19 protein-coding genes are annotated in these 18317 nt (G+C 53.7%); 11 read left to right on the top strand and 8 right to left on the bottom strand.

From position 1 onward, the window contains the following. Positions 1–15 precede the first annotated feature (15 nt). Complete coding sequence (locus tag DS739_RS06225; RefSeq protein ID WP_170315276.1) at positions 16–465, bottom strand: YraN family protein; 450 nt, start codon at positions 463–465, stop codon at positions 16–18. On the opposite strand from DS739_RS06225, the gene cls reads away from it, so the two are divergent. Then, the gene (cls, locus tag DS739_RS06220; protein ID WP_035351401.1) at positions 464–1891 is read left to right on the top strand and encodes a cardiolipin synthase; all 1428 of its coding nucleotides are present in this window, start codon (positions 464–466) and stop codon (positions 1889–1891) included. The two genes, DS739_RS06225 and cls, sit on opposite strands and share 2 nt — an antisense overlap. Before the next feature lie 3 nt (positions 1892–1894). Here cls and DS739_RS06215 read toward each other — a convergent pair whose 3' ends face one another. Then, complete coding sequence (locus tag DS739_RS06215) at positions 1895–2578, bottom strand: endonuclease/exonuclease/phosphatase family protein (RefSeq protein WP_006115267.1); 684 nt, start codon at positions 2576–2578, stop codon at positions 1895–1897. Beyond that, complete coding sequence (locus DS739_RS06210; protein ID WP_006115266.1) at positions 2575–3666, bottom strand: AI-2E family transporter; 1092 nt, start codon at positions 3664–3666, stop codon at positions 2575–2577. The genes DS739_RS06215 and DS739_RS06210 overlap by 4 nt, the downstream gene beginning before the upstream one ends. A 69-nt stretch (positions 3667–3735) precedes the next feature. Between DS739_RS06210 and DS739_RS06205 the strand changes: the two genes are divergently transcribed. Together DS739_RS06205 and metC are read left to right on the top strand one after the other, a co-directional pair. Continuing rightward, complete coding sequence (locus tag DS739_RS06205; RefSeq protein ID WP_081461401.1) at positions 3736–4677, top strand: sulfurtransferase; 942 nt, start codon at positions 3736–3738, stop codon at positions 4675–4677. Beyond that, positions 4674–5882, top strand: a complete 1209-nt coding sequence (metC, locus tag DS739_RS06200) for a cystathionine beta-lyase (RefSeq protein ID WP_035351405.1) — start codon at positions 4674–4676, stop codon at positions 5880–5882. Before DS739_RS06205 ends, metC begins: the two co-directional genes overlap by 4 nt. 30 nt (positions 5883–5912) lie before the next feature. Here metC and DS739_RS06195 read toward each other — a convergent pair whose 3' ends face one another. From DS739_RS06195 to DS739_RS06180, 4 genes are all read right to left on the bottom strand, one after another. Further along, positions 5913–7424: a YifB family Mg chelatase-like AAA ATPase gene (locus DS739_RS06195; protein ID WP_006115263.1), complete on the bottom strand. Its 1512-nt coding sequence runs from the start codon at positions 7422–7424 to the stop codon at positions 5913–5915. A gap of 2 nt (positions 7425–7426) precedes the next feature. After that, a complete protein-coding gene (gene serA / locus DS739_RS06190; RefSeq protein ID WP_006115262.1) occupies positions 7427–8686 on the bottom strand; it encodes a phosphoglycerate dehydrogenase in 1260 nt (419 codons plus the stop codon). A 103-nt stretch (positions 8687–8789) separates the two neighbouring features. Beyond that, positions 8790–9587, bottom strand: coding sequence for an inositol monophosphatase family protein (locus DS739_RS06185; RefSeq protein WP_035351407.1), 798 nt, complete (start codon positions 9585–9587; stop codon positions 8790–8792). Further along, positions 9584–10102 (bottom strand): cytochrome c family protein, encoded by a 519-nt coding sequence (locus tag DS739_RS06180; RefSeq protein ID WP_035351409.1) that lies wholly within the window; start codon positions 10100–10102, stop codon positions 9584–9586. The genes DS739_RS06185 and DS739_RS06180 overlap by 4 nt, the downstream gene beginning before the upstream one ends. 107 nt (positions 10103–10209) lie before the next feature. Here DS739_RS06180 and DS739_RS06175 point away from each other — a divergent pair, with 107 nt between their 5' ends. Genes DS739_RS06175 through smpB form a run of 4 tightly spaced genes read left to right on the top strand, consistent with a single transcriptional unit; the run spans position 10210 to position 13255 of the window. After that, complete coding sequence (locus tag DS739_RS06175; protein ID WP_006115259.1) at positions 10210–10944, top strand: 3-deoxy-manno-octulosonate cytidylyltransferase; 735 nt, start codon at positions 10210–10212, stop codon at positions 10942–10944. A gap of 7 nt (positions 10945–10951) precedes the next feature. Then, complete coding sequence (locus tag DS739_RS06170; protein ID WP_006115258.1) at positions 10952–11848, top strand: prephenate dehydratase; 897 nt, start codon at positions 10952–10954, stop codon at positions 11846–11848. A gap of 10 nt (positions 11849–11858) precedes the next feature. Further along, a complete protein-coding gene (dapA, locus tag DS739_RS06165) occupies positions 11859–12749 on the top strand; it encodes a 4-hydroxy-tetrahydrodipicolinate synthase (RefSeq protein ID WP_006115257.1) in 891 nt (296 codons plus the stop codon). Continuing rightward, the gene (gene smpB, locus DS739_RS06160; RefSeq protein ID WP_006115256.1) at positions 12749–13255 is read left to right on the top strand and encodes an SsrA-binding protein SmpB; all 507 of its coding nucleotides are present in this window, start codon (positions 12749–12751) and stop codon (positions 13253–13255) included. Before dapA ends, smpB begins: the two co-directional genes overlap by 1 nt. A gap of 109 nt (positions 13256–13364) precedes the next feature. On the opposite strand, the gene DS739_RS14590 is transcribed toward smpB, so the two are convergent. Beyond that, positions 13365–14042, bottom strand: a complete 678-nt coding sequence (locus DS739_RS14590) for a cold-shock protein (protein WP_006115255.1) — start codon at positions 14040–14042, stop codon at positions 13365–13367. 379 nt (positions 14043–14421) lie between these two features. Between DS739_RS14590 and DS739_RS06150 the strand changes: the two genes are divergently transcribed. The 4 genes from DS739_RS06150 (at position 14422) to DS739_RS06135 (ending at position 18289) form a co-directional block, all read left to right on the top strand. After that, positions 14422–15483: a lipid A deacylase LpxR family protein gene (locus tag DS739_RS06150; protein WP_004449120.1), complete on the top strand. Its 1062-nt coding sequence runs from the start codon at positions 14422–14424 to the stop codon at positions 15481–15483. Between the two features lie 214 nt (positions 15484–15697). Further along, positions 15698–16060: a hypothetical protein gene (locus DS739_RS06145; protein WP_006115252.1), complete on the top strand. Its 363-nt coding sequence runs from the start codon at positions 15698–15700 to the stop codon at positions 16058–16060. Positions 16061–16262: 202 nt separating this feature from the next. Then, the gene (locus tag DS739_RS06140; RefSeq protein ID WP_006115251.1) at positions 16263–17012 is read left to right on the top strand and encodes a glycine betaine ABC transporter substrate-binding protein; all 750 of its coding nucleotides are present in this window, start codon (positions 16263–16265) and stop codon (positions 17010–17012) included. 17 nt (positions 17013–17029) lie between these two features. Beyond that, positions 17030–18289: a bifunctional 2-polyprenyl-6-hydroxyphenol methylase/3-demethylubiquinol 3-O-methyltransferase UbiG gene (locus tag DS739_RS06135; RefSeq protein ID WP_006115249.1), complete on the top strand. Its 1260-nt coding sequence runs from the start codon at positions 17030–17032 to the stop codon at positions 18287–18289. The last annotated feature ends 28 nt before the right edge of the window (positions 18290–18317 follow it).

The following is an 18317-nucleotide window of genomic DNA, read 5'->3' as shown; positions in this document are numbered from 1 at the left end:
TTCAGGAGCGCCTTTTTACATTTGGCGGATAATATCTTCCAACCGTTCCATTCTGCCTGCATCATCAAATACAAACAGATCAAAACGCATTTCTTCGTATTGCCAATACGGATGTTTTTGCAGCAGGCATTCCGCAGCGCGAAACAAACGCCGCTGTTGCGCTGGTTGTAAACTTACCAACGCGTCTTCTATAGAACGCCGTTTTTTTACTTCCACAAAACACAGAACTACTGCTTTACTGGCCACAATATCAATTTCGCCGCGGTGGGTGCGGGCTCTGCGCAAAAGCACAGTCCATCCGTCCTGCTCTAGCCAGTCGCAGGCTTGCTGTTCAGCAGCTACGCCTTGCATGTAAGCAACACTGCCGCTTCTTTGTTTCTGTAAAAATGCTGATCCCTGTTTTGCAGCTACTTTGTTCGGTATCTTATAGCCCAGCCCATTTTGTGTGAGCATTTTACCTATCATGTTGCCAGACTTGTCCATTTCACCCTTTACGCTTGCGCTTACAGTTATCAGGTTTGTGCTGGTTGTTTCTGTCGGGTTGCACATTCTACTTACAAAACGCAACACGGCATCCGCTATTGGGTGGATAGGTGCATGTGTTTTTATGCCGCTGTTGGGCACAACACTTTATCTAATGTTCGGCATCAACCGCGTTACCCGCTTGGCCAAAAAACTGGTAGGAGATCGCTCCCCCCGGCGGTTGGAAACAGAGCAACCTTCATCTTGGAACAGAGAGCTGGAAGGGCAGTTTGCCCCATTGGCGCTTATGGTGGGCAAGCTCAGCAGTCGCGCTTTGGTAGGGGGCAACTCCATTATTCCGCTACATGATGGAGATGGCGCATACCCGCATATGCTGGATGCCATAGAACACGCCAGCAAGAGCATACTGCTGTGTTCCTATATTTTCAGAGATGACAAAGTGGGCGGCCTGTTTGCAGATAAACTGGTTGCAGCCCATAAACGCGGCGTACAGGTGCGTGTGCTGGTTGATGGCATCGGCAGCGGCTATTTTCTTTCACCGCTTTATCATCGGTTACGCCGGGCAGGGGTACCGTGCGCACGCTTTATGCATTCTCTGCTGCCGTGGCGGATGCCTTTTATCAATTTGCGAGATCACCGCAAAATTCTGGTGGTAGATGGACGTATTGGCTTTCTGGGCGGCCTAAATATTGCCGATGAAAACATGGTCTCCCGCAAACCCAAGCACCCAGTATCAGACACGCATTTTAAAGTAGAAGGCCCGGTTGTGCGCCAGTTGGCCGAAGCTGCCGCATGGGATTGGTATTTTACCACGCAGGAGCGCCTACATGGCGATCTATATTTTCAGGAGCATAAAAGTACGGGCGAATCACTGGCGCGTATTGTAACGGCTGGGCCAGATACGGATCTGGAAAAAATAGAATACACCATGTTGCAGGCCATTACGCTGGCCCGCAAAAACGTAAGGTTGATGACCCCTTATTTTCTACCGGGCCAACGCCTGATGTCCGAACTGGGCCTAGCGGCCCTACGGGGCGTGCAGGTTGATTTGGTCATACCCCGCCAGAGCAATCATCTCCCGCTGGACTGGGCCTGTGCAGCCAATATTGCACCTTTGCTGAACGCAGGGGTGCGGGTATGGCTAGCAAATCCGCCTTTCAATCACTCCAAACTGATGGTGGTGGATAGAGCATGGTCTTTTGTAGGCAGTTCCAACCTTGATATTCGCAGCCTGAGGCTGAATTTTGAAATCAATATGGAAATATACGATACCATATTGGCTGAAATGCTGGATGACTTCATTACCAAGCACCGCAACAAACGGCTTACACATTATGATCTGGATAACCGCAACAAAATCATCCAGATCCGCGATGCGTTTGCCAGATTGTTCATGCCTTATCTGTAAAAGTTACAACCCGATCAAAGGTCGCAAAGTAACTGCAATAGGCCGATGATCCGAGGCAAAAACCGGCAGAACACGCGCGCTTAAACACTGCATGCCTTCCACCAAACACCGGTCAATTCTGATAGGCAGAAGATCTACCATCCGATGCGTAGGAGCCTTTGGGCCGACATCCTTAAAGCCCGGCACCAATGTTGGGCCTAACAGGTTGAAGTCCCCCAGAATGGCACATGGGGGAGAAAGCAGTGTGGCCAAGCGCCGCAACTGCTTACGGTTCAACATCTGCCCATGAGACAAATGTACGTTGGCCAAAGAAAAATTTTCATACTCAATAATCTGGGCATGGCGCTTAAACAGTGGGCCAGAAGGAATGGTGCAAGCTCTGGGCGCACGCGCAAACGGAATACGGCTCCAGCACGCCACACCATGAATACGCCCCGGTTGCGGATTACGCGCATAGTGGCCACCAATAACATCTGGCAGCACATCTATTTCTATTGTGGCCTCTTGCATAAGCAGCACATCGGGCTTTTCGGCCTCAATAAGGGCGGCAATGTCATGCACTGTTGCCCCGGTACGCCGCAACAGATTCCAACTGATAATCCGCACGCCCTCCATATCACAGGATACAAAGGAATGGGCTGACTTGCGACGCGCAAACTCAACCAGCCGAGAGAGTGGACGCCTCATGATGTCAGAGTCCTTTTTTCATCCTGCGCAAGAGGTTGCGCGGCTTCATCCGCTGCAAATTCTGTTGTGAGTGTAAAGCCTATAGCCAGCAGAATTGGCCCCAGAAAAATGCCTACACCACCAAAGGCCAGTAAGCCGCCAATAACGCCCAGCACTGTCAGCAAATAAGGAAGCTTACTGCCGCGTGCAATAAACAGCGGGCGAATAAGGTGATCTGCCCCTGATATAATCAAAACACCATAAAGCAGCAGTAAAATGCCTTTTCCTGGGTGGTGCATACCAAACAGCCATAGCGCGGCAGGTATCCACACCAAAGGAGCACCTATGGGAAAAACCGCCAGAAATGCCGCCAGCACACCCAAAATAACGGCTTCTCCAACTCCTAGCAGCCACAGGCCCAAACCTGTGAGAATACCCTGTATGATCGCGGTGCCTAAAATGCCATACACTGTTCCGCGTACTGTGCTGCCCACTATATGCAGATGCCGCCCAGCTTGATGCCCTGCAATACGCACCATAACGGCTTGCACCGTATCCCATAACATGGGGCCGCTCAGCCAGAAAAAGAAGGCAATAAACAGCGCCATAACCAGATGCAGGGCTCCATTGGCCATGCGCATCAACACTTCAAGGAGAGATTGAATAATCTCACCCGCATAGGGGCGCAGCTCATCCCCCACAGAGCTGATGTTGCGGCTCCAGCGTTCCCAATGATGGCTGATATCAGGCCCAAATGCGGGCAGCGATGTTATCCAATGGGGGAGGGGAGGCAGTTCATGAATAGTGCCAACAAACGCCATAACCTGCCGCGCCCAGCGCGGGCCGGATGATACGCAGGCAGATGCCAAAAATGCCAACGGCAACACCACGCCTACAGCGCACAGCACTGTCATAGTCAGGCTGGCCGCATTTGGCCCCATGCGCCGCCGCAAATGCTGGAACAATGGCCACGTTGTATAGGCCAGCACGCCCGCCCATAACAGGGCGGAAGAAAAGGGTGCAAGCACCAGCACGCACCCATACGTAATGCCGCCCAAAAGCAGCAGCCGCATGATGCGTTCGGTAGAAGCGGGCTGACCAGTTGCCATTCCGCCATTAAATCATGAAATCCGGTTTTTGTCTGGTGTGAAAACAAAACTTCTTTATGCACAGCCAACATAACGCACCATGATGTTTTGTTTGCCAGCCAGACAGGGCTGTGTGATCTTGACCGTAGAATATTCAAAATCACAATGGGTCAGGCAGCCGATATGTCACCTCTTATTTCCACACAAAAACTGGCTGAAATGCTTGGTACGCCCGGTGTGCATCTGCTGGATGCCACAGCTCTGTTGCCCGGAGAAACCATTAACCCGCAGCAAAGCTTTGCTTCAGCGCATATTCCCGGCAGCCGGTATTTTGATATCGAACTGTTTTCTGACCCAGAAAGCGCATTGCCGCATACAGCCCCTTCTGCTGCGCGGTTTAGCCACCTGTTCGGCAGGCTGGGCGTAACCGCGCAAGATACAGTGGTTTTTTATGATCAGGGCAATGTTGCATCGGCTTGCCGTGGGTGGTGGCTCACACGCCTGTTTGGGCATGAACGCAGCTTTATTCTTGATGGTGGGTTGCCAGCATGGGTACGTGGTGGGCACCCAACAGAAGCAGCAGCCCCTAGCGCAGCGTTGCCCGCGCCCTATCAGCCACGCACATGCTATACGCGTATTGTAGGGTTAGGTGACGTGCTGGATGTTGTAAAACACAATACACGCCCTATTCTGGATGCCCGCAGCGCTGCCCGTTTTTATGGTGAAACCCCAGAACCACGGCCCAATGTTGCCTCTGGCCACATGCCGGGCGCACGCAGCCTGCCGTATAAAAACCTGCTGAATACAAAAGGGCAGTTTTTATCCCCAGAACAGTTGCACGCTCTATTTGCGCAAGCAGGTATTACGGAATCTGATGCCCCCATAACCACCTGTGGCTCTGGTATGACAGCAGCAGTGCTCGCGGCAGGTCTGGCTATCGCCGGGCTTAATATGGGCGCTTTGTATGATGGATCTTGGGCAGAATGGGGCAGCTTCCCCAATGCGCCCGTAACAGTGGAACACACAGCATGACAGACGAAAACAGGGTTTCCGCCGGTTGGCTGAAATTGGCATCCTCCCTCAGCCATGTTGCCCGCCCACAAGCGGCAGAGGCAGGAACTTATGTAAACCTGCCGCTGGAACGTGGCTCTACCGTTGTGTTTCCGTCCTTGGACGCCATGCAGCAAACAGGCCGCAAACGGTATGAGCATGTGAGTATTTATGGGGCTATGGGCTCTCCCACCCAGCACGCGTTGGAAAAGGCTATTGCAACCATAGAAGGCGGTACAGATACACAAATTGTCTGCTCTGGCTTGGCTGCCTGCACCACACCGCTTCTGGCTTTTCTAAAAGCAGGAGATCACTGCCTGCTGGCCGATAACGTATATGGCCCAACCCGACGCTTTGCAGAAAACATGCTCAAGCGCTTTGGTGTGGAAATTTCCTATTTTCCACCTTGCGCGGATGCCGCAACCATAACCGCCCTGATGCGCCCCAATACACGCGTGGTGTTTACAGAAAGCCCCGGCAGCCACACGTTTGAGGTGCAGGACGTTGCCATGTTGGCAGAAATTGCCCATGCGCATGGGGCCTTGCTATTTTTTGATAATACATGGGGCTTTGGCATTTTTGCGCCATTCAAGCATGGTGTAGATGTTTCCATTCAGGCGCTTACAAAATACCCGGCAGGCCATTCAGATGTCATTGCAGGGGCCATTACCGTTGCGGACACGCGCCTGTGGCATACCTTGCGCGATGCGGCCATTCAGATGGGGCAGGTGGCCGGGCCAGATGAATGTTGGCTTACGCTACGTGGCCTTCGCACCATGGGCGTGCGGTTGGCCCAGCAGGCAAAATCTGCCTTGCAGATTGCCAAATGGCTGCAAACCCGGCCGGAAGTGGCCCGCGTGCTGCACCCCGCATTACCAGAATGCCCCGGCCATACATATTGGAAACGCGATTTTACCGGAGCAGGCAGCCTATTTGGCGTTGTGCTGAAAGCCGATTACACAGCGCAGGATATGCAGCGCATGATTGATGCCTTGAATATGTATGGCATTGGCGCCTCTTGGGGCGGGTATGAGAGCCTGATTCTGCCGACTACTGGCGGCATTACCCGAAGCAGTGAATCCCCCGTGCAGGATGGCCCCGCCTTCCGCCTTCAGATTGGATTGGAAAGCCCGGATGATCTGATTGCTGATCTGGAACAAGGCCTACAAGTGCTACCCGGTAAGTAACCAAGAAAACCATAGCTATCACAGCCGGGGTTAATGAGCAGAACTCCGGCTGCGATAGGTAGCTGCTTCTGCCACATGCTGAGGCTGAATATCTGCTTCAGCAGCAAGATCAGCAATGCTGCGCGCCACGCGTAACATGCGCGTATAGCCGCGTGCTGAAAAACGAAATCTGGCCGCTATAGCTTGCGCCATATTCTGCGCTTCTGCCGATACGCACAAATCTTCCAAAGCGGCTTCTGCATTTTTGCGCACACCTTGCCGCTCTGCTTGCATCTGGCGGGCACACCGCACACGCTCTGCTACTGTTGCACTGTTTTCTCCCGGAGGACCGGCCATATATCCCAGCGGTTCATAGGGCTGCATAGCAAGATGCATGTCTATTCTGTCCAACAATGGGCCAGAAAGACGGTTCATGTAATCCTCACCACAGCGCGGGGCTTTTCTGCATTCCCGGCTGGCGTCACCCAGATAACCGCAACGGCAAGGGTTCATGGCCGCAATAAGCTGAAAGCGGGCAGGGAAGGTGACATGCACGGCAGCACGTGCAATGCTGATCTGGCCAGTTTCCAACGGTTGCCGCAGCGCTTCCAAAGCAGAGCGAGAAAACTCTGGCAATTCGTCCAGAAACAGCACACCCCGATGCGCCAAACTAATTTCGCCCGGCCGCGCACGCGCACCTCCGCCTACCAAAGCAGGCAGGCTGGCTGAATGATGCGGATCACGAAATGGAGGACGTCTGATAGGCCGACCGCCTACCAGCAAGCCCGCCGCGCTATAAATGCGCGAGACATCCAAGCTTTCCGCCACAGAAAGATCTGGCAACAGGCTAGGCAAACGCGCTGCCAGCATGGATTTACCCGCACCCGGCGGCCCGCTTAACAAGAGGGAATGTCCGCCTGCCGCTGCAATTTCCAGCGCGCGACGGCCTGTTTCCATCCCACGTATATCTGACAGATCGGGTTCAGATACTGGCTCATCTTCCTGCGCGGAAAATATTGGGGGAGATAAAACCTGTAGCCCGTTAAAATGGTTGATAAGCGCCAGCAAATCTGGTGCGGCCAGAATGGAAATATCTCCACCACACAGGGCTTCCTGCCCCTGCGCCGCAGGGCACACCAAACCCAGATTCATGGAAGATGCTTCCAGAGAAGCAGAAAGCACACCCGCAACAGGGTTAAGCCGTCCATCTAGGGAAAGTTCACCTAAAGCGGCATAACGCGCCACTTCCTCACCCGGTATCACGCCCATGGCGGTAAGCAATGCCAACGCAATGGGAAGATCGAAATGAGATCCTTCCTTGGGAATATCCGCTGGAACCAGATTAACCAGAATACGCTTGGCAGGCAGCGCAAGCCCAATGGAAGTAAGTGCCGCACGCACACGCTCGCGCGCTTCTGCCACGGCTTTATCCGGCAGGCCAACCATTAAAAAGGCTGGCAAACCGCTGGAAATTTGCACTTCCACCCAAACGGGGCGGGCTTCTATGCCGCAAAAAGCAAAGCTTCGGATGCGGGAATTGAGTATTCCCGCCCCGATAGACACGCTTATTTACCTTTGTAAATCAAGCGTGCGCGGATTGTGCCTTCCAGCCCACGCAATGCCTGCAAAAGACGATCATCCAGTTCCGTGCTGCCGCCGGTATCGGCTTCAATCACCACGTAACCGATTTCTCCATCCGTCTGCAAAAACTGCGCCGTAACGTTGCAATCTGCATTCATGAAGATTTCGTTCAGGCGCATCATCATGCCCGGCACGTTGCGATGCGCATGCATAAAGCGGGTGCCACGTGGGCTTTGCGGCAACTGTACGCCGGGGAAATTCACGGAACCAAAGGTGGACCCCACATCGGAATATTCCACCAGCTTACGCGCCACTTCCACGCCAATGCGTTCCTGCGCTTCCACGGTGGAACCACCAACATGCGGGGAAAGAATAACGTTATCCAGCCCCTGCAATGGTGTTTCCAGCTTGTCGTTCGGGCCTTTGGGTTCCTTGGGGTACACATCAATAGCGGCACCCAGCAGATGGCCGCTTTTCAGCGCTTCTGCCAAGGCATCCAGATCAACCACGTTGCCGCGTGCGTTGTTGATGAGGAAAGATCCTTTCTTCATCGCCTTGATCTGGGCTTCACCCATCAGGTTCTTGGTTGTGGGCAACTGTGGCACGTGCAGGCTCACCACATCGCTCTGCCCCAGCAGGTCTTCCAGCGTTTCTACTGGTAACGCATTGCCGTGGCCCAGTTTGTCCACCACATCGTAATACACCACGCGCATGCCAAAGGCTTCTGCCAGCACAGAAAGCTGGGAGCCAATGGAGCCATAACCGACAATACCCAGCGTTTTGCCGCGCACTTCCCAGCTATTATGAGCGGATTTAGACCATTTACCCTCATGGCATTCCACAGAGCGGGGGAAAATGCGGCGCATGAGCATAACAATTTCGCCCATCACCAGTTCCGCCACGGAACGTGTGTTGCTGTAAGGTGCGTTAAAAACGGGAATACCGTTCATACGCGCGGCTTCAAGATCAACCTGATTGGTGCCGATACAGAAGCAGCCAATGGCCATAAGCCGGTCTGCGCCATCCAGCACGTCCTTTGTCAGCTGCGTGCGGGAACGAATGCCAACAATATGCACACCTTCCAGCGCTTCTTTGAGGGCATCCCCCTCCAGCGCGCCTTTATGACGCACAACGTTTTCATAACCGCTGGCCTTAAGAAGGGCGACGGCACTGTCGTGGATACCCTCCAGCAGCAGAATGCGGATCTTGTCCTTGGGGAGAGACAGGTGCGTGCTTGTGCTCATGTAGAACCGACCAAATAGCTGTTGTGCCGAGCCGCAGACCTATCTCAAAAACCACAAAATTGATAGGGCTGCCGCATGAGAGATAAAGAAATGACGCCGAAATCTAGCGATCTGCCTGCAAAGTTGCCACGGCTTGCTGATGCAGGGGGGCCGAACCAGCAGCTAGAACTGTGCGGTCTCCATCCATCCGCAAGGGCGTACCGTCCCACGCCGTTATGGTGCCACCGGCACCTTCAATAACAGGTACAAGGGCGGCCCAATCCCACGGATTCATGTCACATTCGGCTATCAGGTCAATCTGCCCTAAAGCCAGAAGGCCATAGGCGTAGCAATCCCCCCCCCATGTCATGCGTTTGGCGCAGGCTTTTAGGGTTTTCCAACCTGTATGCGGGGCCAGTTCCAGCATTTCGGGGGAGGTGCAGGACATTTCTGCTGCTTCTAACGCCACGTTCTGGCGTGTAGCAGGGCGTCCGCCCAGAGGTGAAAAAAACTGCGTAGGCTGGCCCTTCACGCCCAACCAGCGCTCATCCAGCACCGGCTGATCCAACAGCCCAAGCACCGGCACGCCATGATGGCAAAGGGCAATAAGCGTACCAAACATGGGCCGCCCCGTTACAAAGGATCGCGTACCATCAACTGGGTCCAGCAACCATTGCCACGGAGCCGCTGCGTTTTCATGGCCAAACTCCTCACCAAACACGCCATGATCTGGCAAGCGCTCGGCCAGAATGGCGCGCATCACCCGTTCCGCACTGCGATCCGCAATGGTTACGGGGCTTTCATCCTTTTTATCGTCCACCGCCACATCCCGTCGGAACCACGGGCGAACAACCGTGCGGGCGGCATCTGCCATCATGGTTGCTACATCTGTAAAAAGGCCGAGTTCTTCCGAATGTGTCATGGTGTGCATCCTGCCTGTGCGGGCGCAGCCTGCCCGCCGAGAGTATGAAGAAATGCAATAACATCTGCCCGCTGGGCGGGATCAGGTATGCCGGTGAGTGACATACGTGTACCGGGCGCAAAGCGGGCAGGGGCCATAAGCCAATCTGCCAGCATCTGGTCTGTCCAGTGTTGGCCTGCATGCTGCTGCAAAGCCGTAGAATAAGTGTAGCCAGCGCAGGATGCCACAGCACGCCCTGCAACACTGGCCAGCGGTGGCCCAGCGTTTTCCGCAGATCCACCAGCCAAAGCGTGGCACTGTGCGCAAACCTGTCTTACGGTTGCGCCACCACGTTGCACATTGGCCTGCGCCATAAACGGAGCGATAGGTACAGGCTCCAGCCCCGGCAAGGAAAAAGCAGGGCGGGCAGGGGTTGTATCTGGCACAGTACTGCGGGCGGCAAACACACATGTTGCCAGCACTCCCACACTTAATAAGGCGGAAACCGCTATTCTGTTCAGAAACCTACCATCCATGCCGGGAGGCACCTCACTTTCTGCCGGTTGCGTTTACCGTGCAGCTTTCATAAACTACGCGCCGCTTTCAACCGGCTATAAGACGAGCCGCTTTTCGGAGCAAGCTGATGGTTTCTTCTCTTGTTGTCATACCTGCTCGGCTTGCTTCCACACGCCTGCCGGGAAAGCCGCTGGCAGACATTGCTGGCCGCCCCATGGTTCTGCGTGTGTGGGATGCCGCCATGGCCGCCAATATTGGCCCGGTTGTGGTGGCCGCAGCGGATCAGGAAATTTATGATGCCGTCACCGCAGCAGGCGGCACCGCGATTCTAACAGATCCTGACCTCCCCTCCGGGTCAGACAGAGTATGGCAGGCCACTCAAGCCTTTGACCCCGATGGCAAATATGATGTGCTGCTGAACCTGCAAGGTGATCTGCCGACATTTGAACCGCAAGCCCTACACGCCGTTATGAGCGTTATGGCCAACCCGATGTACGATGTTGGCACATTGGTCGCACCTGTAACATCGGATGCAGAAAAAAACGCGGCTTCTGTGGTAAAGGTGGTCTGTGATTTTTCAGGGGACGCACAAATAGCGCCCGCTCTTTATTTTTCTCGCCAACCTATTCCATGGGGTGATGGGCCGCTATGGCACCATATTGGTGTTTATGGGTGGCGCAGAGCAGCTTTGGCACAATTTGTAGCCCTACCACCATCCGGTTTGGAAAAGCGGGAAAGTCTGGAACAGCTCCGTGCATTGGAAGCTGGCATGCGTATTGGCTGCACACGCCTTGCATCAGCACCATTTGGGGTGGATACACCAGAAGATCTGGAACGTGCACGCCGTGCATTTGGAGCATAATTGAGGCATGACACAAAAGGTTATCGCCTTTCAGGGCACACCGGGCGCGTATTCTGATCTGGCCTGCCGTAATGCCAAGCCGGGATGGAAAACCCTGCCATGCCGTACCTTTGCCGATGCTATTGATGCCGTGCATCAGGGCCGGGCAGAACTAGCCATGCTGGCGTGCGAAAACAGCTTGGCCGGACGTGTGCCTGATATTCATTCCCTATTGCCTGCTTCTGGCCTGCAAATTGTGGGAGAGCACTTTCAAAGGGTAGAACACTGCCTGCTGGTTGTGCCTGGCACACGTATGGAGCAGGTGCGGCGTGTACATACCCACCCGGTAGCTTTAGGACAAATCCGAAACCTGATTCGTGATTACAATTTGGAACCCGTGGCCGAGTTTGATACGGCAGGAGCTGCGGAACTGGTAGCCCTATGGAAAAAACCGGAAGAAGCTGCTGTGGCATCTGCTCTGGCGGCAGAACTCTACGGGCTGGACATTCTTAAAAAGAATGTAGAAGACGCAGACCACAACACCACCCGTTTTTACATTGCCTCCCACACGGCAGATCGTCCGCCGGTTGAAACCCCTAATGTGATGACGACACTCATCTTCAGTGTCAAAAACCAGCCCGGCGCGTTGTATAAAGTACTGGGCGGTTTTGCCACCAACGGCGTTAACATGACCCGGCTGGAAAGCTACATGTCTGGTGAAACCTTTGCCGCCTCCCGCTTTTTGTTGGATGTTGATGGACATCCAGATGATATACGCTTGAGTAAAGCACTGGCTGAGCTTGATTTTTTTGCACAGAACACCACAATTCTAGGTGTCTACCCTCAATCGCCCTTCCGCCAGCATACCTCTGCCGAAGGGCAGGACACGCCGCGCAGTATGCCGGTACATGCCATTTCAGGATAAGTGACTGCCCATGTCTGATACCTTTTTCTCCGGGTCTATTACCGCGCTGATTACCCCCATGAACCGGGACGGCAGTCTGGATTTTGCCTCGTTCGAAAAACTGGTGGACTGGCAGATCCGTGAGGGAACATCTGCCTTATGCGCCGTTGGCACAACGGGAGAAAGCCCAACCCTTTCTCATGCTGAACACCACGCGGTTGTAGAACGCACCATTAAAGTATCAGCGGGCCGCGTTCCTGTTATTGCGGGTGCGGGATCAAACAGCACATCCGAAGCCGTAGATCTGGCTCAGTACGCAGAAAAAGCTGGAGCAAGCGCTGTATTGGTAGTGGCGCCTTATTATAACAAACCCACGCAGGAAGGACTTTACCGGCATTACATGGCTATTGCGGATGCCATTTCCATTCCGGTTATTCTTTACAATATTCCGGGCCGTTCCATTGTTGATATCAGCGTAGAAACAATGGCGCGTCTGGCACGGCACCCAAATATTATTGGTGTAAAAGATGCCACAGCCAACCTTCTGCGCCCATTGCAGGTGCGCCGCGCCGTAGAAAAACGCTTTAACCAGCTTTCTGGGGAAGATGGTACCGCTGTGGCGTTTTTGGCTGCCGGGGGCGATGGCTGCATTAGTGTAACCGCCAATGTTGCGCCTGCTTTGTGTGCCAATGTGCAAAAAGCATGGCAGGAAGGCCGCGTGCAGGATGCCATTGCTATTCAGGATAAGCTTTTGCCTTTGCATGATACGCTTTTTTGCGAAAGCAATCCGGCTCCGGCCAAATACGCTGCCAGCCTGTTAGGGCTGGCTGGTGAAACCTGCCGCCTACCGCTTGCCCCCCTCACCGAACCTTCTCGCGAGAAGGTTCGTGCGGCCCTTGTTGATATCGGGCTACTAAACTGATGAGTTCAAAATCGGGAAAATCTGCCAAAAGTTCCATGATCTCTCATGGCATGGTGGCGCAAAACCGTAAGGCGCGCTTCAATTATAATATTCTGGAAACCATTGAAGCTGGGCTTGTACTAAGAGGTGCCGAGGTTAAAAGCCTGCGTCTTGGCCGTGCCACCATTAACGAAGCCTTTGCTGGCGAACGGGATGGATCACTATGGCTGTTTAACAGCTATATTCCTGAATATCAGGGGGGGGTTCTTTCCCGTTTTGATACGCGTGCGCCACGTAAATTACTGATGCACCGGAAGGAAATGCGTAAGTTTATCGGCGCCATTGCCAAACAGGGCGCAACTTTGGTGCCATTGAATGTGCATTTTAATGAGAGAGGCTTGGCTAAAGTTACGCTTGGCTTAGGCGTTGGCAAAAAAACCCACGACAAGCGGCAGAGCATTGCAGACAGAGATTGGCAGCGTGATAAAGCGCGCTTAATCCGAAATAAGGGGAAAGGGGACTACTAAACGTTCCCGTCCACTTTATAAAAACGGACACAGTCTCAAGCTAGAGCCCATAAAAAAAAACCCCGGCATAACCGGGGTTTTTTCTTGAAACCTAATTCTAAAATCAGGATCAGGCCGGAGAAACTTCAGCAGCTTCTGGGCCTTTCTGGCCCTGAACCACCTTTACGTTTACACCCTGACCTTCGTTCAGTGCGCTCAGGCCAGACCGTTCAAGAGCAGAAGCGTGAACAAAAATGTCCTTACCGCCGCTTTCCGGTGTGATGAAGCCAAAGCCTTTGACAGAGTTGTACCATTTTACGGTACCACGTGTGTCTTCAGCCATGGACAGATCCGGGGCTGGGCGGCCAGCCGGACGGCTGCCAAAACCGGGGCGCGGTGCACGGGGGCGTTCTGGCTGGGCGGTGCTTTCGTCAACGGAAATAACTTCCGCAACCTGGCGACCTTTCGGGCCCTGGCCAATCCGTACAACCAGTGTCGCACCCGGGCTTACACCCTGATGGCCTGCCTGAGAGAGTGCATTGGCGTGCAGGAATACATCACCGGTACCATCTGCCAGTTCAACAAAGCCGAAGCCTTTTTCGCTGTTGAACCATTTAACAGTTGCACCAACTTCCGGCCCGGAAGCCACAACCTGCGGACCACCAGCGCCACGGCGCGGTGCAAATCCACCACGGTCACCGCCACCAAAAGCAGGGCGCTCACCAAAGGAAGGCATGGACATGTAATCGTCATCAAATCCGCCGCGGCGAGGAAAACGAGAGCTGCGGTCGGTCCTGTTACTTTTCAACGGTCTTGATCCTGGAGTACGGAGAAGGCTGAAGCTTCTCCCGATATTGAAAAACGGGCAGTTTGCCGGAATGGGTTGACAGGTTTACGTAATTTGAAGAAAACGCCACCGTTCCCGTTCCTGAAAGCTGCAAATGCGCCCACTGTTTCCGTAGCACAGCCAACAGCGTGCGACTATAGGAAAGCATGAAATTGGCGGGAGTTTCACACACTTTTCTTGATCTCACAGTTATGTGATACCTCTGCGCCCATAGAGGTCTGACGTTGGCATGATAGCCACAGCCAGACAGGATAAGGGGAAACGGGCTTTCTTGTGCGGGTATTATCCATTAAGAACAGCCTAGAATCATGCCCGCACATGGCCAAATGGAAGAAAAAGCATGCCCGTAGTTTTAAAACGGCTTCGCGCACGGCGCCTTGCCCTTGCGTCTCTTATGCTGGCAGGGGCATCCGTGTGTTCTCTTTCTTCCGCCAAAGCGACTCCTGCCTCTGACAACAAAGGCACATGGACCCTTCAGGGTGAAAACGATGCCATCACCACCCTAAAAGGCACATCGGACCAATATTATACCAGTGGCCTGCGTTTTAACTGGACATCTGGCACCAATACGCTGCCCACCCCCATTGCCGCCATTAACAAGGCCATTTGGGGGGAAGGCGTGCAGCGTATTAGCATTGGCCTGCAACAGCTTATCTTCACGCCACGCAATACACAGGTTTCCAGCCCGTGGGCTCCGGGGCAGGCGCAAACTGCGCGTATTAATGACAGGCCTTATTCCAGTCTGCTGCTAGGCACCGTAAATCTTATTAATGATACGGACAGAACCCGCAGCGTATTTGGCATTCAGTTTGGTATTATGGGGCCGGGTGGCTTGGGCGAGCAGCTCCAGAATGGATTCCACGGCCTGATTGGTGATACCAAAAACCAGGGCTGGTCTCATCAGCTTAAAAATCAGCCCATCTTTCAGGTGCAGGGTGGGCGTATCTGGCGTTTGCCTTTGGCGCATGTGTTTGGCGTGGAATTTGACATGCTGCCATCTGCCGCCGCCGCCATTGGTGATTATCAGATTTATGGCCGCATTGGTGATGTGTTCCGGATCGGGCAGGGGCTGGATAGTGATTTCGGCACACCCACCATTCAGGCTTCCGGCACAGATGGTACGGATGCCTATAAATCGCGGCGTCCCTTTTCATGGTACATCTTTGGTGGCGTAACGGGTGAAGCCGTTGGGTATGATGCCTCATTGCAAGGCAACACCATGCGCAGCAATTCCCTACACGTGATTAAAAAGTGGGATGTGGGTGAAATTCATGCCGGTTTGGCCTTCATGTTCTGCGGTTTGCGCATTTCCTACAGCCAGGTTTGGCAGACGCAGCAGTTCACCACAGCCAAGTCTGGCCTGTTTAACTATGGTTCATTAATGGTTTCGGCAAAGTTCTGATTCTTTTTCCTGCACCACAGAAAGTCGTTTGCACAAAAAACAGGCATAAAAATTGTGCGCTTTGTGTGCGTTTGTGTTTTTTTCGTCACGAAGCCTCAAACCTGCCTGCTTTTAAGGCGTTAATATTCGTTTTCTCATAGCGTAGCGCGCTGCAGCTCTTTTACACTCCAAACATCAAGACCGAACCGGGATTGTCAGGGGGATAAAAGAAACCATGCCGCGCACAACAGCATCTTCTCAGCAACACACCTGCCAGATCATTCCATTCCAGATGGAAATCACATCCCGCCAGCAGGCTTACCTTACCCGTTGGGTGCAGGCTGCTCAGCCCATGGGCATTTGCGATGCAGATGTTTTTGTGTCTGAACAGAAGCAGGCCGGCATTTCTGCTGGTTACGTTGTGGTATGGGTGCGCGAAACTCCAGATCCTGCTTACCAGATTTACTGCCACGGCAACCGCTGGATTGTTATGGATGCTATCCGTGATAATAAACTGGGCAGCTTCAACACTTTTGCAGATGCCTTGAACATGATCCGCCCCGTCATGCCGCGCGAACAGGGCATTGTTGCCGCTTAAACACCCCTGTTTAAGTTATGCATTCCGGTTGGCCGCCTTCTTCCCGTCTAAGGGAAGGGCGGCTTTTTTTTTGCCCTCAGCCTTGCACCAAATCATTAAGAAATCCTGTTATTTCCATTTCAGGGATTGCCTCATGGGTTTCTCCTGCTGCAAGGACTACGCAGACCATCACCAGTTCGAGTAGATCTGAAAGGATCCTGAGATGACAAGCCTGACCCTCGCATACCCCGAAACCACCGTGCATGAGGCTACGGCAGCAGCAATCATCCGCGTTCTGGAAGCCAATGATGTAGAGCCGGATATTGTAACCGGCCCCAAAGACGTGCTGACAGACATGCTCAAAAAGGGTGAGGTTGATTTTTACGTTTCTGCATGGCTGCCGGATGAAGATGCGGGCATGCTGGCCCCCGGTATTCTTCCGCTTGGCAATCTGTTTCGTCCCGCAGCTCATTGCTGCATTTCTGCAGAAGATACGCCGCTGACATCTTTGGATGACGTAGCACAGGCTGGGCCAGAACTTTCCCGCACGATTATCACGCCTGAATCTTTGCAAAAACACATGGAAAAAGTGTTGCAGCAGTATGGGCTGGATACCGCCGGCTTCAGCCTGAAAGTGTTACCGGATGAAGAAGCACTGGCAGAACTGAACGCTGCCCTCAAGCGGGAAGAACTGGTGCTGATGCCACTGTTTCAGCCTTGCTTTCTGTTCCACATTGGCGGTTTCCGTATTCTGAACGATCCCAAAAATGCATTGGGGGGCGAACAGGACGCGCGCATTCTGATCCGTACAGAAATCAAGGATGAAATGGAGCAGGATCTTCTGGACGAACTGGATGAGCTGATGCTCAGCGCCAAAATTATCAGCGCCATGGATTACGCCATGCGTGTTGAAGGCATGACAGCCGATGAAGCAGCAGAAGCCTGGCAGCGCGGCAAACTGCTGCCCCGCTAAGGAAAGGCCGCGCCAGCATGACAGATCAATCCCCCGCCGATACGCGCGATTCCAGCCTAGCCGCCCAATATGAGGTGTATCCATACCCAGAAAGAAACCCGCAGGATGAGGCCAAGCGCCTTTTAATAGGCAGCCCCAGCCATTTGCGGGAAATTGACTACTGGGTTTTTGGTGCCAAACGACCGCAAAGCCAGCCTTTGCGGGCATTGGTGGCAGGGTGCGGCACCGGGGATGGTGCCATTATGCTGGCAACACACCTGCAACGTGCCGGACGCCCCGGTGAGGTTGTATGTGTAGATCGCTCCCAAAAGGCGCTTTCCATTGCGCAAGCGCGGGCGCAAACGCGGGAGCTGGCAAATATCCGCTTCATTCAGGGGTCTCTGACAGAACTGGATGCGCTGGATCTGGGGCTTTTTGATTATATTGATTGCTGTGGCGTACTGCATCATCTCCCAGATCCTGATGCCGCATTAGCCATGTTAGAAAAACACCTCGCACCCGGTGGTGGCATGGGGCTGATGGTCTATGCACCTTATGGACGCACAGGTGTTTACATGGTGCAGGATGCGCTGGAAAAAATTGCGCCTCATTCCGAATCTCCTCAAACACGGCTCGATATGGCACGCCGCGTGATGCGCACGCTGCCTGCCACTGCGTGGTTGCGGCAGAACGGCAACTTTGGAGATCACCTTTCTGGCGGTGATGCAGGCTTATACGATCTGCTGCTGAACCCCAGAGACCGCGCTTATACCGTTACAGAGTTTTTGGATTTTCTGGGCAAAGCCGGGCTGGAACCTTCCTGCTTAATGGAACCGGCACGATATGATCCAACCCTGTTTTTGCCAGATCCACGCCTGCGCGCGCGCATAAGCAGCCTGCCGTGGCAACAGCAGGCTGCCATAGCGGAAGACCTTGCAGGTAATATGCCCACTCATGTTGCTTATGTTGTCCGCAAGGGCGCACGCATTACGCCGCCAGACCCCATGGATTTTTCTGCCGTGCCAATCATGCGTGAAATACCGGGGGTAGAATTGGCCAAGCAGATGCAGCCAGACCACACGCTGCCTTTTGCTTTTGGCACATTGGTTGTGCCCATTCCCTTGCCACCACAAATGCGCGGCATCCTGCCCCTGATTGATGGTGAACGTACTGTTGGTGCTTTGGCAGAAGCCGTGGCACCTCGCGGTATTTCAGAAAACAAATTTCGCAAAGTGTGGGCAGAAGGTTTTACTACTTTGGAACGGCTGAACCGCGTGCTCTTGCGTCCACCGGCTTAAAAACATTCTCTGCGGGAAAGAGATTTGA

The organism is Acetobacter sp. JWB (genome assembly GCF_003323795.1).
GTDB classification, from domain to species: domain Bacteria; phylum Pseudomonadota; class Alphaproteobacteria; order Acetobacterales; family Acetobacteraceae; genus Acetobacter; species Acetobacter oryzifermentans.
This window is presented reverse-complemented; position numbering and strand designations above follow the sequence as displayed.

Excerpts from the sequence above, each read along its gene's own strand:
- cls (WP_035351401.1), top strand. The coding sequence starts at position 464 with ATGTTGCCAGACTTGTCCATTTCACCCTTTACGCTTGCGCTTACAGTT.
- DS739_RS06225 (WP_170315276.1), bottom strand. The coding sequence starts at position 465 with ATGATAGGTAAAATGCTCACACAAAATGGGCTGGGCTATAAGATACCG.
- DS739_RS06215 (WP_006115267.1), bottom strand. The coding sequence starts at position 2,578 with ATGAGGCGTCCACTCTCTCGGCTGGTTGAGTTTGCGCGTCGCAAGTCA.
- DS739_RS06210 (WP_006115266.1), bottom strand. The coding sequence starts at position 3,666 with ATGGCAACTGGTCAGCCCGCTTCTACCGAACGCATCATGCGGCTGCTG.
- metC (WP_035351405.1), top strand. The coding sequence starts at position 4,674 with ATGACAGACGAAAACAGGGTTTCCGCCGGTTGGCTGAAATTGGCATCC.
- serA (WP_006115262.1), bottom strand. The coding sequence starts at position 8,686 with ATGAGCACAAGCACGCACCTGTCTCTCCCCAAGGACAAGATCCGCATT.
- DS739_RS06185 (WP_035351407.1), bottom strand. The coding sequence starts at position 9,587 with ATGACACATTCGGAAGAACTCGGCCTTTTTACAGATGTAGCAACCATG.
- DS739_RS06180 (WP_035351409.1), bottom strand. The coding sequence starts at position 10,102 with ATGGATGGTAGGTTTCTGAACAGAATAGCGGTTTCCGCCTTATTAAGT.
- DS739_RS06175 (WP_006115259.1), top strand. The coding sequence starts at position 10,210 with ATGGTTTCTTCTCTTGTTGTCATACCTGCTCGGCTTGCTTCCACACGC.
- DS739_RS06170 (WP_006115258.1), top strand. The coding sequence starts at position 10,952 with ATGACACAAAAGGTTATCGCCTTTCAGGGCACACCGGGCGCGTATTCT.
- dapA (WP_006115257.1), top strand. The coding sequence starts at position 11,859 with ATGTCTGATACCTTTTTCTCCGGGTCTATTACCGCGCTGATTACCCCC.
- smpB (WP_006115256.1), top strand. The coding sequence starts at position 12,749 with ATGAGTTCAAAATCGGGAAAATCTGCCAAAAGTTCCATGATCTCTCAT.
- DS739_RS06150 (WP_004449120.1), top strand. The coding sequence starts at position 14,422 with ATGCCCGTAGTTTTAAAACGGCTTCGCGCACGGCGCCTTGCCCTTGCG.
- DS739_RS06145 (WP_006115252.1), top strand. The coding sequence starts at position 15,698 with ATGCCGCGCACAACAGCATCTTCTCAGCAACACACCTGCCAGATCATT.
- DS739_RS06140 (WP_006115251.1), top strand. The coding sequence starts at position 16,263 with ATGACAAGCCTGACCCTCGCATACCCCGAAACCACCGTGCATGAGGCT.
- DS739_RS06135 (WP_006115249.1), top strand. The coding sequence starts at position 17,030 with ATGACAGATCAATCCCCCGCCGATACGCGCGATTCCAGCCTAGCCGCC.